The sequence below is a fragment of the Acinetobacter sp. NIPH1876 genome, from assembly GCF_022808535.1.
In the GTDB taxonomy this organism is placed as follows: domain Bacteria; phylum Pseudomonadota; class Gammaproteobacteria; order Pseudomonadales; family Moraxellaceae; genus Acinetobacter; species Acinetobacter higginsii.
Genome location: NZ_JALGBR010000005.1, coordinates 236,515 through 252,182, shown reverse-complemented (window position 1 = coordinate 252,182; position 15,668 = coordinate 236,515). Strand labels below are relative to the sequence as shown.

General features: G+C 43.7%; 11 protein-coding genes. 4 read left to right on the top strand and 7 right to left on the bottom strand.

What is annotated here, in order from left to right; translation table 11 throughout:
- From MN869_RS07285 to MN869_RS07280, 3 genes are all read left to right on the top strand, one after another.
- Positions 1–600: hypothetical protein (locus tag MN869_RS07285; protein WP_243307015.1), on the top strand; the 600-nt coding region annotated here is incomplete at its 5' end.
- Positions 601–631: 31 nt separating this feature from the next.
- Positions 632–757 carry a hypothetical protein gene (locus MN869_RS20395; protein WP_279324134.1) on the top strand — a complete coding sequence of 42 codons (126 nt, stop codon included), beginning with the start codon at positions 632–634 and terminating at the stop codon, positions 755–757.
- Between the two features lie 26 nt (positions 758–783).
- A complete protein-coding gene (locus MN869_RS07280; RefSeq protein WP_033133164.1) occupies positions 784–1,467 on the top strand; it encodes a membrane protein in 684 nt (227 codons plus the stop codon).
- An 82-nt stretch (positions 1,468–1,549) separates the two neighbouring features.
- Here the strand turns inward: MN869_RS07280 and MN869_RS07275 are convergent, their stop codons facing one another.
- The gene (locus MN869_RS07275; RefSeq protein WP_033133165.1) at positions 1,550–2,443 is read right to left on the bottom strand and encodes an AraC family transcriptional regulator; all 894 of its coding nucleotides are present in this window, start codon (positions 2,441–2,443) and stop codon (positions 1,550–1,552) included.
- A 202-nt stretch (positions 2,444–2,645) separates the two neighbouring features.
- On the opposite strand from MN869_RS07275, the gene MN869_RS07270 reads away from it, so the two are divergent.
- Complete coding sequence (locus tag MN869_RS07270) at positions 2,646–3,341, top strand: alpha/beta hydrolase (protein ID WP_005205159.1); 696 nt, start codon at positions 2,646–2,648, stop codon at positions 3,339–3,341.
- A gap of 85 nt (positions 3,342–3,426) precedes the next feature.
- Here MN869_RS07270 and MN869_RS07265 read toward each other — a convergent pair whose 3' ends face one another.
- The 6 genes from MN869_RS07265 to MN869_RS07240 all read right to left on the bottom strand — a co-directional run bounded on the left by MN869_RS07265 (position 3,427) and on the right by MN869_RS07240 (position 15,438).
- Positions 3,427–3,537 (bottom strand): hypothetical protein, encoded by a 111-nt coding sequence (locus MN869_RS07265; RefSeq protein WP_085942822.1) that lies wholly within the window; start codon positions 3,535–3,537, stop codon positions 3,427–3,429.
- Between the two features lie 215 nt (positions 3,538–3,752).
- A complete protein-coding gene (locus tag MN869_RS07260) occupies positions 3,753–6,218 on the bottom strand; it encodes an acyl-CoA dehydrogenase (protein ID WP_033133167.1) in 2,466 nt (821 codons plus the stop codon).
- A 394-nt stretch (positions 6,219–6,612) separates the two neighbouring features.
- Positions 6,613–8,019 carry an efflux transporter outer membrane subunit gene (locus MN869_RS07255; RefSeq protein ID WP_033133168.1) on the bottom strand — a complete coding sequence of 469 codons (1,407 nt, stop codon included), beginning with the start codon at positions 8,017–8,019 and terminating at the stop codon, positions 6,613–6,615.
- 9 nt (positions 8,020–8,028) lie between these two features.
- Positions 8,029–11,136, bottom strand: coding sequence for an efflux RND transporter permease subunit (locus MN869_RS07250; RefSeq protein ID WP_033133169.1), 3,108 nt, complete (start codon positions 11,134–11,136; stop codon positions 8,029–8,031).
- On the bottom strand, positions 11,133–14,222 hold the full coding sequence (locus MN869_RS07245) for a multidrug efflux RND transporter permease subunit (RefSeq protein WP_033133170.1): 3,090 nt from the start codon (positions 14,220–14,222) through the stop codon (positions 11,133–11,135). Before MN869_RS07245 ends, MN869_RS07250 begins: the two co-directional genes overlap by 4 nt.
- Before the next feature lie 4 nt (positions 14,223–14,226).
- Positions 14,227–15,438, bottom strand: a complete 1,212-nt coding sequence (locus MN869_RS07240) for an efflux RND transporter periplasmic adaptor subunit (protein WP_033133171.1) — start codon at positions 15,436–15,438, stop codon at positions 14,227–14,229.
- Between the last annotated feature and the right edge of the window lie 230 nt (positions 15,439–15,668).

The window sequence follows — 15,668 nt, the reverse complement described above, 5'->3', positions numbered from 1 at the left end:
GGCCGTACATTAAATTCTGGTCAACGCGATCAGCTTTTTCAGTTGTTATCGACTGAAGATGATGTGGTGGCTTTGGCTGCTGCTACGCAACAGAAAATTGATAACGAGGCAACTACGAGAGCCACAGCTGATAATCAACTATCTCAGCGCATCTCTACGCTCGAAACCTTTGCTGGTGCGATCATTGATCGAATTTACCCTGTTGGTGTAATCATTGAGTTCGCTGTGAACTTTAATCCAAACAGCCACTTCAGCGGTACGACTTGGGTCAGACACGGTGAAGGTAAAGCTTCAGTTGGTTTATCAACGCAAGCGAACGATCCAGCTTGGACTAAGGTTATCGGTACAGTATTTGGAGAATATCAACATACATTATCAGTTAACGAGTTACCTGAACATAAAGCTGAAACAACAATGTTTAGAGCTGGTTATGTAGCATCTGAAGGTGACTGGACTTATGGAGGTGAAACAAGTGGGTTTGCAAATGATAGCACGTCAGATTCTTACGGTACGATGAAATCTAAAACGATTGGTGGTGGAGTGGCTCATAATATTGTCCAGCCATCTATTGTTGATTTACGCTGGCGACGTACTGCATAGTGATGGGTTGAATTATGAAAAATGGTTTCAAATGGTGAAACTATTATTTATTCGATTTATCTCAATATTTTGGGTAAATTATCTCGGCGCGCATCATCTGGCGGTGTCTCAAGGGGATTCTCGTCAAGCGGTATTACGTGCCACTTTTAAATTCTAATAGAGGATCAGCGCAGTAAGTTCATTATGAAAAAAATTCTTACGATCATGATGATGATCCTTGCCTTTAGTACATGGACATCCTCTGTTTACGCCCAAACACGGATTGCCCTGATTTCACAGCTCAAAGGTTCTTCCTTTGCCACCGATGTTGCGATTCAAAATTACTTGCAACGCAAGGGCTATCAAGTTGAAGTCATTGATCAATCTGTTTCCCCCAACAGTTTAACAAACACCGATCTAGTGATTATCTCTTCAACGGTGGCATCCAAAAATCTTCAATCGGGTTGGCGACAGCTGCCGATTCCACTGATGACATGGGAAAATGATTATCTGGATGATTTAGCCATGACAGGTAAACGCATCAATACAGATTTTGGTGAAGTCGAGAAAGAACGTTATTTGTGGCTGGTCAATGCACCACATCCCCTATCTGCGCATCTTTCCGCGGGAACACGTAACGTCTATAAATCACAAGCACCAATGAGTTGGGGTAAACCAGGACTCGGTGCCACCATCATTGCGACTATCTATGGGCAACCTGAAAAAGTCGCAATCTGGGGCTATGAAAAAGGTGCGACCATGGATTATGAGTCGCTAGCACCGGCAAAACGACTGATGTTTTTTCTCAATAATGAGACCTTTACGAATCTGTCTGAGGACGGCTTGAAACTGTTTGATGCTGCAATTCAGTGGTCATTGAACAAATAAAATCCAAGCTTGGATTTCAATGCACTGATGCAGTTCGGTCTGCATCAGTGCAAATTCCCATTTTTGCATTTGCTCGAATACTTTAAAATACTTCCTGACTTATCGCAGCCCTAAAGTTTTTAGGTGCGTAACCAAAGCGCTGTGCAAAAGCACGGCTAAAGGCGGCTTGAGAAGAATAGCCGATGCATTCAGCAACTTGTGCAATATTTTTATCGGTTTCTTTAAGCAATTGGCTGGCTAATTTCATCCGCCAATTTTTTAAATACAGCATCGGGGGTACGCCAACCAACTCAACAAATTTTTTGGAAAAACTGGAGCGAGATTGTTTGGTCAGTTGGGCAAGCGACGCAACATCCCATTCATATGCTGGTTGTGCATGCATCAACGACAATACCTTACTCATCATCGGATCACGTAATGCAGAAATCCAGCCTTTATGCTCAATCTGCTCTTTAGCCAACCAAAAACGTATCGACCAGACCAACAATAAATCAATGATTCGAGACAGCATGACTCGACTGCCAAGTGCTGGGTGTTCAAGCTCAAGCTTGATTGCAGCAACGGTCATGGGTACCCATTCCGCGACTTTTTCAGCATTATGATGTGACGGTACATGAATGTAACTCGGCAATCCTTCTGCAATCGCCTCGCCATAAATACCGTTCAATTCAAAAGTGCAGCTAATCACAGATGCTTCCGTTGTTTGTCCACTTACGATTTCAATCGAATGCTCAAGCTTCGTTGGCAAGACAACAATGTCTCCAGCTTTTAAGATCAGCTCAAGATTAAGTCGCTTAATTTTAATTCTGCAACTCGCATTTTGAATAATATGGATATAAGCATATCGGGCAGGAAAGCACAGTTTGTTGTCTGCTAAGAGATTTTCTACGCCATAGATTTCACCCGAGATATCGGCGAAGCGATAAATATCAAAGAAGATATCGGTTAACACCTGCGGATCATACTCATCACTCATTTTATGCTTTTGTCCTTAAAAGTGTTTCTGCAAAAACATTGGCGTTTCAGTTATTGTGAAAGCATAACAAAACACCAATAATCTTTTGAGAAGATTTCGTTAGTATAAAAAACACCCACCACTTCATATCTCTTTATACCGTAAAGCTTCCACTATTAAATACTGAAAATTCAATACAATAGCATTTATCTAGGAGATAAATATGAGTACTCAACCGACCATTATTCTCGTACACGGTTTTTGGGGCGGTGCAGCCCATTGGACCAAAGTGATTACTGAATTGTCCCATCAAGGTTATAAGGCCTTACGTGCCGTGGAACTTCCATTAACCTCTCTCGCAGATGACGTTGAACGAACTCAAAAAATGATTGCCCAAGTTGATGGTGATGTGCTTTTGGTGGGTCATTCTTACGGCGGAGCAGTCATTACCGAAGCAGGTAATCATCCAAATGTCGTAGGTTTGGTTTATATTGCCGCCTTTGCACCAGATAGCAATGAAAGCCCAGGGGCAATTACCCAACAACATTTACCTGTTGCAGCGCCGAATCTAGAACCAGATAGTGATGGTTATCTTTGGCTTAAAGTCGATAAATTTCACGAAAGTTTCTGTCAGGATCTCACCCAAGATGAAGGCTTTGCCATGGGTGTCACTCAAAAGGCGCCTTTAGCCAGTACCTTTGGCGATAACATTAGCAACCCTGCTTGGAAAACCAAACCTTCTTGGTATCAAATCTCGACCCAAGACCGCATGATCAGCCCAGAAAACCAAGCCGTGATGTCTGATCGTTTAAATGCCAAAAAAGTCATTTCTTTAAACGCAAGTCATGCTTCATTGGCTTCACAACCGAAAGAAGTGACTGCCTTAATTACTGAAGCTGCTACATTTTTGGCAAAATAAATATAATGCTCTAGCAAATAGGGAATAATATTATTCCCTATTTGCCTGTCTTAACCCAGCTTCAACAACACACAGAAATTGCTGCTTATAAAACATATTCCCAGATAATGTAGCCTAGACCAAATCCGAGGAATGCATACAGTGTAATGATGAAGAATACAAAACTGGCATTATTCTTTTTTTTCAAAAAACTCATATCGGCACCTTTGGCTTTGCTCAACTCATGTTGTTATAGTGCAATAAGATACAGACAAAAAAAAGACACAGAATTTTCTAAAAAAAATATAACAGATAAGCATGGAAAAATTAGAACTGTTATGAAAACAGTCCCAAATATTATTAAAACATGGACAATACCATCATCAATATATTCAGAACTGTTCGATCTTAATGCCAATATGCTAAAAACGATCAGGTTTTAAGATGCGGATTATCCAGTGGCAGTTCCTTGTCTAAATGTGCATCAAAAATATCCGTCAACATACTGTCATAACGTTTAGCGTTATATTGTACAAGTGACTCTGCTTCAGCTGTTGTAATGAAACCTGTCTCAATCGCATCAGCAATATGTTCCTCAAAGGTCAAACCACTAAACTGATCTTTCGATTCTGCCTTTTTAAACTTATTCCACAACGGTTGTAGTGGTAATAATGCCTGAAAAGTTGATTCCATACGCCCCATCACATCGTTAGCATCGGTGTTGTAATAAACATGTTGCTTTAACTGATCTCGGAACGCATGTTCTTGCATGATTAGTTGAGCCACCTCTTGCTTCAACTGATCTGATGGAGCTGCAATTGGACGACCAAATGGGAAGCACAGCAATTTGACCATATACGCAGCAAGCTTCATTGGGAAATTGTCATAGAAGCCAAAGAACGCTTCTTGCACTTGATATAAAGCTTTATTGAGGGCCAATTCTGCATGTTTTTGTTCAGCTTCAGTTCTTTGACCATGCTCGTAGTATTTCAAAATTGCCGTAGCAATAAATAAGTTGGAATGGATATCGGCCAATCGACCAGACAGCATTTCTTTACGTTTTAAATCACCTGCTAAAATTCCAAGTGCCATATCCGCCGTTAATGCAAAATCGGCGCTGAAACGGTTGATCTTACTGTAATATGCTTTGGAAAAATCGTCTGCTTGTTGAGAGCCTTGATTTGAACCACCCGTAATCGAATAGGCTGCTGCCTTGGCAGCGCGATTAAAGGTATAAGCCAGATGCTTAAACAGTAAAGGAGAGAATGCCTTGAAAGCAGATGCCTTATCTTCCGATTGCAATAACTGTAGTTCTTCGAATAAATAAGGATGACAACGCATTGAACCTTGACCAAAAATCATCAAGGAACGCGTCAGAATATTGGCTCCTTCTACGGTAATCGCGACAGGAATGGATTGATAAGTCAGCGCAAGAAAGTTACGTGGCCCTAATTGAATCGCTCGCCCACCGACCACGTCCATACCGTGATTGACCACTTTACGCATGGTTTCAGTAGCATAGTATTTGGCCATTGCAGTCATCACCGCAGGCGTTCCACCTTGGTTTAAACCACAAGTCACGAGATAACGAAATGATTCCAACATATAGGCATCGCTGGCGATATCACTGGTCGCCTCTTGTACGCCTTCAAAATGCCCAACCGAGATTTTGAATTGTTGGCGAACACTGGCAAATGCACCGACCAACAGATAGCTCATTTCTCCTCCGGCAGTTGCCAAAGCAGGCAGTGAAATACCGCGCCCCACGCCTAGGCACTCCATCAGCATACGCCAACCTTTACCTGCATTTTGCTGCCCACCAATAATCCAGTCCAATGGAATAAAGACATCACTGCCCTCAACCGTACCATTCATAAACGGTGCGCCTGGATTATGTCGAGGGCCGATCTGAATACCTTCATGGTCAGCAGGAATCAAGGCACAGGTAATGCCATATTCCACTTTGCTTTTATCACCAAGCAAACCTTCTGGATCATAGAGCTTAAACGCCAAACCAATCACGGTCGCAATCGGTGCAAGGGTAATCCAGCGCTTAGAGAAGTTCATTTTTAAGCCTAGAACGTCCTGACCTTGGTATTGCCCATAACAAACTACACCCGTATCAGGAATCGCCCCTGCATCTGACCCTGCTTCAGGGCTGGTCAAACCAAAACAAGGCACTTCTATCCCTTTTGCCAATCCGGGTAAATAGCGTTGTTTTTGCTCTTCGGTCCCATAGTGCAGCAGTAACTCACCTGGCCCAAGCGAATTCGGCACCATACAACTGACGGCAGCAGTTAAGGAACGAGACGCAATTTTGCTCATAATTCGACTTTGTGCAAACGGTGTAAATTGCTTACCGCCAAATGATTTCGGAATAATCAAACCTAAAAAGCCGTTGTCTTTAATAAATTGCCAAACCTCTGGCGGTAGGTCTTTTTCTTGATGATGAATCTGCCATTCATCTAACATGGAACAGAGCTGTTGTACTTCATGATCTAAAAATGCCTGTTCTTCTGCGGATAAAGTTGGATAAGGATATTGATCAAACTTTTCCCAATCAGGCGCCCCCATAAATAGTTCTTTTTCCCACCAGCTGGTCCCTGCTTCCAAGGCTTCTCTTTCGGTGATACTCATACTCGGCATTGCTTTTGAGAGAATATTAAACGCAGGTCGACTCACCAAAGCATCACGTAAAGGTGCAATCAAAACAATCACACTCGCGAGAATAATCGGGATGCCCAGTAACAGACTCCACGGTGTGATCAACACACTGCACAGAATGGCGGCGACAATGGAAACAAGACAGCCAACAGTTCGATTGGCTTCAAAATAAAAAACAGCCCATACCACAACTAACTGAATCAATAGGCCAAGCAATATCAATAATACAATCATATTTGCTCCGTTATCTCAGATTGGGATGAAGATGAAATAAGAAAGATCTAAATTAATTTATGATGAACGTCTTTCTCTAATAAAAATGGCTATTTTTTATTCTACATATCGAAGCGCTATTTGCTTGATTAACTACTAAAATTTACACAAAGGCATTCAGATGATACTGAAAAATAAAAATCATGAGCTGAATAGAATACCGCTCTAAAAATTGGAATCCTTCCCCTCAAAAATCCAAAAATAAAATCATCAATCATGATTCTTTTTAATGTTACAAAGCAAAAAAAATAATAATCCAAGCAGTATCTTTCGAATTTAATAAATAAATTGCAGCGATCCAAACGCCATTCAAACTGAATATGAATAGCTGCAATGATTGATAATGCCACTCAATTTAAGATGAAGAATTCATCCCACCACCCAATGCAGCCACCAATTGCGCTGAATTTTTGAGATGCGATTGCTGTAATTCCAATAAACGTTCTTCCGCACTTAAACGCAGATTCTGTGCTGTCGCGATTTCTAGATAACTGACCAAACCTGCTTGATAACGCTGCTTGGCAACTCGTTCATTTTCAATCGACAGCTTAAGCAGTTGCTGTTGCGCTACGATCTGCTGCTGGAAATGACCTGTTTGCAGCAAACCATCCTCCACTTCTTTCCAACCTGTTAAAACTGAATGCTTATAAGCAGCAAGCTTTTCATCATAATTTGCTTGAGCCTGTTGAATATCAGCCTGTCGTTTCCCCCCATCAAACAATGTGCCTAAGACTTTTGCCCCCATTGACCATGCGGTATTGGGTGACTGCAATAGACTATGAAAGACCTGACTATTGGCAGTACTATCCAAGCTGATGGTCAAATCAGGTAACCAAGCAGTTTGCGCTAGGCCTAATTGCGCATGTGTCATTGCCAATTCACGTTCGCTACGAATCACATCGGGACGTTGTGCCAGAAGACGACTTGGAATTTGGGTCGGGATTTGAGGGGTGCTAAATTGATAGCGATTTTTATTTAAATTAAAGTCCGCCACATTGCGTCCAACCAAGACCGCCAACACATTTTCTTGCAAATCACGACTACGTTGTAGCTCTAACAATTGCAGACCGACTTGTTTAAGTTGGGTCTCAGCCTGAATCACATCAGCCCGTGCAATCATGCCTGCTTGGTATTGCTGCTGTAAAATACGCACAGATCGTTGATCACTTTGCTGGGTCTGATTTAACACATCCAGCTTGGCATCGAACAAACGTATGCTCCAATAGGCCTCTGCTGCGAGCAGTTGCTGACTCAGCTGAATGGCAGCCAAATCTGCAGCAGATGCTTGCAAGTTGGCCTGTTGCCCTTCCACCGCTTTTGCAACTCTCCCCCAAAGATCAGGAATCCAACTCACTGCGACATTCGCACCGAATTGACGACTCTTGCCAGCGTTTTTAGTTTCGGTTTGATTGGCATTGCCGCCCATAGTGATGTTCGGAAGTGCATTGGCACGTTGTCCATCCAACAATGCCATAGCATGGCGATACTTAGCTTGGGCCTGTTGGATGCTCAAGTTGTCCTGATCCAATTGCTGTATCAGCTTGGATAAGATCGGATCCTGATACATCTCCCACCATTGCTGCGGTGTCGCTGCTATCTTGGAAGCTTCAATCCACTGCAAATCTGCATATTTATATTGTGCAGCACTCTGAATCACAGGCTGCTGATAGGCTGCAGGCTTAAGGGTACTGGACGACTGACATGCTGTGAGCAGCATCGTCACTGCGATACCCATAGAAAGTGTAAAAACTGTTTTTTTCATAGCGACTTCCTATTTACTCCAACGCAAGATATTCAATCGCAGTTTGAAGCGATTCAGTAATTGAGCGAATTTTTCAAATATGAGATACATCACAGGGGTGGTATATAAGGTTAATAATTGACCCAGCGCCAATCCACCAACAATGGCAATCCCCAGTGGTTGCCGCATTTCAGAGCCTTCGCCCCAACCGAGTGCCAAAGGAATCGCACCCAATAAAGCTGCGGTATTGGTCATTAAAATCGGTCTGAAACGCAATGTTGCCGCAGCGATAATGCTGTCTAAATCGGTGTGACCTTGACGTCGTTGCTGCAAAGTAAAATCAATCAGCAAGATCGCATTTTTCACCACAATCCCGATTAGCAAAAAGATACCTAACAAGGCAATCAGGCTAAACGGAATCTGAAACAACCATAAGCTGAGTAAAGCGCCCAGAGCTGCTGTCGGAATGGTGGATAAAATAGTAAAAGGATGCACAATACTTTCATAAGTAATCCCTAAGACAATAAAAATCAGCACGATCACAGCCGCAATCAAAGCAGGCGTACTCAAACCTGCCTGTAGACTTTCAGTTTCGACATCGCGATCTGTCATCACAAAGATTTCTTTTGGCAGCATGATCTTTGGCAAAACCTGACGGATCGCAGCATCTGCCTGTTCATAGCTATAGCCTTTTTTCACCACGTAGCCAACACCCATGGCAGCGAATTGATTACGGCGATAAACCCGATCATTGCTAATGCCGTAACTCCACGTGGCAAAATTGCTTAAAGGCACATATGCCCCTTGTTGATTCGGAACTTTCACATCCGCCAAGGCTTCTGGATGTTCGGTAAAACGTTGGTCGACTTCCATCACCACATAGAACTGATCATTGCGATCATAAATTGTGGAAATCTGCCGTTGCGAAAAGGAGTTATTTAAAACACTGGAAATATTTTCAATATCAATGCCCAACCGTTTTGCGGCTTCACGGTCGATGTCTAAAGTGACATGCTGCGCGCCTTCATCACCCTGTGTTTCCACCTCTTCAAACTCAGGCAGTTTACGCATGGCCTCTGCAACTTTGGGTGCCCATTCACGCAGTAAGCTCACATTGTCAGATTGCAGTAACAGCAAATATTCTTGTGCATTGCCACTGGAAAAAGGATCATCCAATTCCAAATCTTGTTCGACATCTGCGGAGAATACTGCCCCCGCCTGCCAAGGTGCATTTTTCTTTAAACGCTCAACCACTTGTTTGGAGCTTAAACCATCGCGTTCAGCTTTTGGTTTGAGACTGACCATTAAAAATGAGTTGGTCATACCACCACCGCCACCGGAAGTACCCACTACATCCTGTACTGCAGGATCTTTGAGTAAGGCTTGGTTAAATGCGGCAATCTTCGGCTGCATAATCTGAAAAGAAAAGCCATCATCGCCACGAATAAAAGCACCAACTCGCCCCGCGTCTTGTTCAGGCAAAACGCGTTTAGGCAATAAATTGTAGAGATAAACTGAAGCAATGATTGCTGCCAGCCACAGCACTACAATCAGATAAGCATGTTTGAGTACCCAATGAAGAGAGCGAATATAAGATTGAGTCAAGCCCTGAATCAGATCATGGCTATAACGATACAGTCGTGGAGGGTGATTAAGAGATAGAGGTTTTAAACAGCGTGCTGATAAGCTTGGGGTAAAGATCAAGGAAACAAGGACCGATAAAACCACCACAAACACCAGTGTTAGCGAAAACTCCCTGAATAAACGTTCTATCACACCGCCCATAAACAAGACCGAGAGGAAAATCACCATCAATGCCAGATTCATGGCAATCAAGGTAAAGCCAACCTCTTGGATGCCTTTTACCGCCGCTTGTGCGGGAGAATCACCTTGTTCAATATAGCGTTCAATATTTTCGAGTACCACAATGGCATCATCCACCACCAACCCAATCGCCACGATGATCGCCATAATTGACAGGTTATTCAGTGAAAAGCCAGCCAAATAAATCAGACTGCATACGCCAATTAAAGTGACCAGTAGTGCCATTGCGGGAATCACCGCACTTTGCAGCCGCCCCAACATCAGCACCACAACGATGACCACCAGCAACATGGATAAAAACAAGGTATCCCTTGCTTCCTCTAAACTGTTACGGACAATAGTCGAGCCATCCATCACCACAGTCAATTGCGCATCACGTGGCATCAATTCTCTTAGAACGGGCAATTTGGCTTTAATCAGGTCAATGGTCGCCACAGTATTGGCATTGGGCTGTCGGCTAATTTTTAAAATCACCGCAGGCTGCCCATTGTGAAAACCACTGACATAGCGGTTTTCAACCGAATCACGCACTTCTGCAACATCTTTTAAGCGAACAGCCCCTTGATCGGTGTGTCGGATGATCAGATCGGCAAAATCTTGGGCGGTCTTTAATTCTGTAGAAAGTGCCACTTGCCAACGTAATTGCTGTTGCTCCACCACGCCCAATGCCTGCACCACATTACTTTTCGCAACAGCCTGTCGTACCTGTTCAAGAGATATGCCCATTGAAACTAAAGCCGTTGGATTGATGGTGATACGCACGGCAGGCATGGAAGCCCCGTCAATCGACACTTCACCGACACCACTGATCTGCGCCAAATTCGGTTGCAATTGATTGGATGCAATTTCGTATAGCTTTGCCGCTGAAAGTTGTTTTGAGCTGAGTGCCAAATAAAAAATCGGACTTTGACTCGGGTTGATTTTGAAATATTCAGGCGGACTCGGCATGCCTGCAGGTAGCTGTGACATTGCCGCATTGATCGCAGCCTGAACTTCACGCGCGGCCTCATTAATATCGGTATTCAAATCAAAGTGTAAAACCACCTGTGTCGAACTTTGATTACTGGATGAATTAATCGCCTTAACCCCGGATACCCCCATCATGGCACGCTCTAAGGGGGTTGCTACTGTTGCAGACATACTTTCTGGACTGGCACCAGGCAGATTGGCACGCACCACAATGGTCGGGATATCCGCTTGTGGTAATGCCGCAACAGGCAAACGCAAATAGGCCAATATACCGAGTAAAACAATCGCAATCCCCAGCAGTACACTGGCCACTGGACGTTGTACAAACACAGACAGCAACGTCATTGCGATGCTCCTGTCTGATCTGAAAGCAGGTTTGCATCGGGTTGCTTGGCTTGCAGGCGATCAAAAAACAGATACACCACGGGTGTGGTAAATAAGGTGAGCACCTGACTGACCAATAGGCCACCTACCATCACCAACCCAAGTGGCTGACGAAGTTCAGCCCCAGAACCCGAAGCCAGCATCAGCGGGATTGCACCCACTACTGCGGCCAATGTGGTCATCAGAATTGGACGGAAACGTAATAAAGCAGCCTGATAAATGGCTTGCTCAGCCGACAACCCCTGATTCCGTTGCGCCACAAGTGCAAAATCCACCATCATGATGCCGTTTTTCTTGACCAAACCGATCAATAAAATAATCCCGATCAGTGCAATCATGTCCAACGGCTGGCCCACTATGAACAAAGCCAGTAATGCCCCTATCGCGGCAGAAGGTAAGGTTGAAAGAATAGTCACGGGATGAATAAAACTCTCATACAACATGCCGAGCACAATATACATAGTCACAATCGCTGCAATCACCAACCAGAAGGTATGTTGCTGTGAGTTTTCAAAGGCTGCTGCTGCGCCTTGCAGTTGAACCTGTAGCTCTGGCGGTAGCTCAAGACTTTGTTTAACCTGCTCAATCACCTTAATCGCTTCTCCTAAAGACACCCCCTTGGCTAAATTAAAAGAAATCCCAACGGCAGGAAATTGCGACTGTTGCTGTAAAAGAATAGGCGCATGTTTTTCGACAATCGTAGCAACAGAGCTCAATAAAATCGGCTGTCCTTGGTTGTTGTGAATATAGGTCTGGTTTAAAGCCTCAATACCTTGGGTGAGTTTTGGGTCTAATTCTAAAACAATGCGGTACTGATTGGACTGCGTATATAAAGTTGCAATTTGGCGCTGCGCAAATAGATTTTGCAAAGCCAAACTAATGTCTTCAACACTTAGACCCAACCGTGCTGCCGCATCACGGTTAACCTCAATATAGGCTTGTAAACCCTGCCCTGCATCTTCACTGGTCACTTCTGCAAAGGCAGCCTGCTGACGCAAGGCCTGAACCAATTTAGGCGTCCACTCCTCAACCAATTGATTTTTGGGTGCAGTCACGCTGAGTTGATATTGGGTGCGGCTAATTTTGTCTTCTATACTGAGTTCTTGTACGGGTTGCATCCAACCTTTAATGCCATGTACTTGTGCAAAATTTTCATTCAGTCGTGCCATCACTTCCGCAGCAGGTGCACGTTCGGCATGTGCTTTTAAATTCACCAAAATACGCCCATTGCTTAACTTCGGATTATTGGCATCGACACCAATAAAGGATGATAAGCTGGCAACCGCAGGATCTTTTAAAATCACTTCTGCCAAAGCCTGTTGGCGTTCACTCATGGCTTGAAATGAAATCTGGTCAGGTGCTTCCGTCACCACCTGAATCACACCATTATCCTGTACTGGAAAGAAACTCTTTGGAATCGACCAATACAACAGCCCTGCCAGTAGCACTGTTGCCAACATCACCATCAAGGTCAGCAGTTGATGTCGAAGTACCCATTGCAACAACTTCGCATAGTGCTGAATCACTCGATCCAGACTCCATCGACTCGGCTGCTCTGCATGCTTGGGTGCATCTTTGAGCAAATAGGCACACATCATCGGAGTTAAAGTTAGTGAAACGAGCAATGAAAGTGCAATTGCAGCTGCCAGTGTCACCGCAAACTCATGGAATAAGCGTCCGACCACATCGCCCATAAAGAGCAAGGGAATCAAAACAGCAATCAAAGAAATCGTCAAAGAAATCAGGGTAAAGCCAATTTCTTTTGATCCTTTTAGTGCTGCTTGCAACATGCTTTCACCTGACTCGCGGTGTCGCGCAATATTTTCGAGCATGACAATCGCATCATCCACCACAAATCCAGTGGCAATAGTTAATGCCATTAAAGTCAGGTTATTGACCGAGAAGCCAAGGAAATACATCAATACAAACGTACCAATAATCGACAGCGGTACGGCGATACTCGGAATCAGGGTCGCAGCAAAATTACGTAAAAATAAGAAGGTGACCAACACCACCAAACACACAGCGAAGACCAGTTCTTTTTGCACATCTTTAATCGAGCTACGAATACTTTCCGTTCGGTCGGTCAGGACGCGAATACGAACATTGTCGGGTAGGTTTTGTTGTAATTCAGGCAGTATTTTTTTGATTTGATCTGCTACCTCAATCACATTGGCATTGGGCTGACGCTGGATATTCACCAAAATGGCCGATTGACTGTCTGCCCATGCTGCCATATAGCGATCTTCACTGCCCTCGAACACCTGCGCGACATCTTTTAAGCGAATCGGTGCGCCATTGTTCCAACGTAAAATCAGGCTTTCATAATCGGCTATCGAACGCATCTGATCATTGGCATCCAGCATAGTCGATCGAAAAGGCCCATCAAAACTCCCTTTCGGTTGATTGGCATTGGCGGCAGCAATAGCCGCACGCACATCTTCAGCACTGAGCTTAAACGCTGCCAAAGCAGTTGGATTCATCTGCACCCGAATCGCTGGACGTTGCCCGCCAGCAAGACTAACCATCCCCACCCCAGAAAGCTGAGACAGTTTTTGCGCCACTCGGGTATCGACCATGTCATAGACCGTGGTCAGTGGCAAACTGTCAGAACTAATTGCAAGGGTAATCACGGGCACATCGGCAGGATTCACTTTGCGATAGATCGGTGGAGTGGGTAAATCACTAGGCAATTTACTGCTTGCTGTGCTCAATGCCGACTGTACTTCTTGCTCGACAATGCCCAGTTCGGCAGATAACTCAAATTGCAGGGTAATCACCGATGCGCCCACCGAGCTATTTGAAGACATTTGCTTCAAACCCGCAATCTTGCCCATCTCCCTTTCCAACGGTGAACTGATGGTTCGTTGCACCGTGTCAGGATTTGCACCCGGCTGAAAGGTGTAAATCTGAATAATCGGATAATCGACTTGTGGCAATGCCGACACGGGTAATAAACGCCACACCAACAAGCCGCTAAAAAATAGTGCCAACATTAATAATGTGGTGGCGACAGGTCGTAAAATGAAGAATCTGGAAATATTCATACACTTATCCAGCGACAGTTTTTGCTGGTAGTGGCTTAGAAACATCATCTTGAACGATTTGTACTTCTTGCCCTTCGGAAAGTCGATCAATGCCCTCTAACACAACACGTTCATTGCCTTGTAAGCCTTCAATGATCTCAGTTTGTCCTTGTGAAACCGCACCTAGCTTTAACATACGCACTTCGGCTTTATCTTCTTTATTCACAATATAAACATAAGTGCCTTTTGCCCCATGTTGGATGGCATCACTTGGCAGATGCACTGCATTTTGCAAGGTCTTAGCATTTAAACGAACATTGACAAATTGATTGGGAAATAAAGCATCATCATTATTGGCAAAAACGGCTTTTACTTTGAGTGTGCCAGTATTCAAATCAATTTGGTTATCTAGTGCTTGAACTGAACCTGTGGCCAGCTGTTTCTGTTCTGCACGATCCCATGCACTGACTTGAATGCTTTGCTTATTTTTTGTGGCTTGGCGAACCGTATCTAAATAATTTTCCGCAATCGCAAACTGAATATACACAGGATGGATTTGGGTAATACTCAATAAACCTGTTGCTTCATTGGCTTGGATTAAATTACCTGCATCTTTTAAGCGAAAACCAACACGCCCCTCAATCGGCGCATATATCTTGGTATAAGACAATTGTAACTTTGCCGCTTCGACCAGTGCTTGATTGGCTTGCATCTGTCCCTTGAGCTGATTGACCAAGGCCTGTTGTTGATCAACCTGTTGCTTGGCAATCGAATCTTGCTTATACAACAGCTGATAACGATTCAATTCAGTTTGTGCATTTTGCAACTGCGCTAAATTTTGTTGCTGTGTCCCCTGTGCTTGTGCCAATGCTACCTGAAATGGGGTCGGGTCAATTTGTGCTAACAATTGCCCTTTCTTGATGTATTGCCCTTCTTGGAAATATAATTTTTGCAATACACCTGACACCTGACTTTGAACATTCACGGTATTGGCTGGAACCACTGTACCAATGGCCTTAATTTGTAATTGCAAATCGCCACGTTGTACCCCGACCACACGCACAGGCACAGGTTTACTCCATTGGCTAAACGATTCCTGTTTATTGGCTTGGGATTTTTTCCAATAATTCCAACTCCATGCCACGAGCAATAAAAGCACCGTCAATGCAATCAACCATTTGATTTTATTTGATCGAGAATGCTGTTGTAGTTTTAAATCAATCTGTTGTTCACTCATGGCATGCTCTACTTAATCAAACAAAATTCATTAAAAATATGGGAGACGAAGAAAACAAAAAATGTTCCCCTACATTGGTTTAGTCGAACGAAAATCAAAATCAGCTCAATTTTTTCTGTAAAAGTATGTATACAATTTTATTGATATTAATAACAATTATCATTACTATTTGAAAATATTTTTTCCATCCGCCTTTAATTGTGCATCTCCCTGCCCATTTGTGGACTCCT

Excerpts from the sequence above, each read along its gene's own strand:
- MN869_RS07275 (WP_033133165.1), bottom strand. The coding sequence starts at position 2,443 with ATGAGTGATGAGTATGATCCGCAGGTGTTAACCGATATCTTCTTTGAT.
- MN869_RS07260 (WP_033133167.1), bottom strand. The coding sequence starts at position 6,218 with ATGATTGTATTATTGATATTGCTTGGCCTATTGATTCAGTTAGTTGTG.
- MN869_RS07250 (WP_033133169.1), bottom strand. The coding sequence starts at position 11,136 with ATGACGTTGCTGTCTGTGTTTGTACAACGTCCAGTGGCCAGTGTACTG.
- MN869_RS20395 (WP_279324134.1), top strand. The coding sequence starts at position 632 with ATGGTGAAACTATTATTTATTCGATTTATCTCAATATTTTGGGTAAAT.
- MN869_RS07265 (WP_085942822.1), bottom strand. The coding sequence starts at position 3,537 with ATGAGTTTTTTGAAAAAAAAGAATAATGCCAGTTTTGTATTCTTCATC.
- MN869_RS07240 (WP_033133171.1), bottom strand. The coding sequence starts at position 15,438 with ATGAGTGAACAACAGATTGATTTAAAACTACAACAGCATTCTCGATCA.
- MN869_RS07255 (WP_033133168.1), bottom strand. The coding sequence starts at position 8,019 with ATGAAAAAAACAGTTTTTACACTTTCTATGGGTATCGCAGTGACGATG.
- MN869_RS07245 (WP_033133170.1), bottom strand. The coding sequence starts at position 14,222 with ATGAATATTTCCAGATTCTTCATTTTACGACCTGTCGCCACCACATTA.
- MN869_RS07280 (WP_033133164.1), top strand. The coding sequence starts at position 784 with ATGAAAAAAATTCTTACGATCATGATGATGATCCTTGCCTTTAGTACA.
- MN869_RS07270 (WP_005205159.1), top strand. The coding sequence starts at position 2,646 with ATGAGTACTCAACCGACCATTATTCTCGTACACGGTTTTTGGGGCGGT.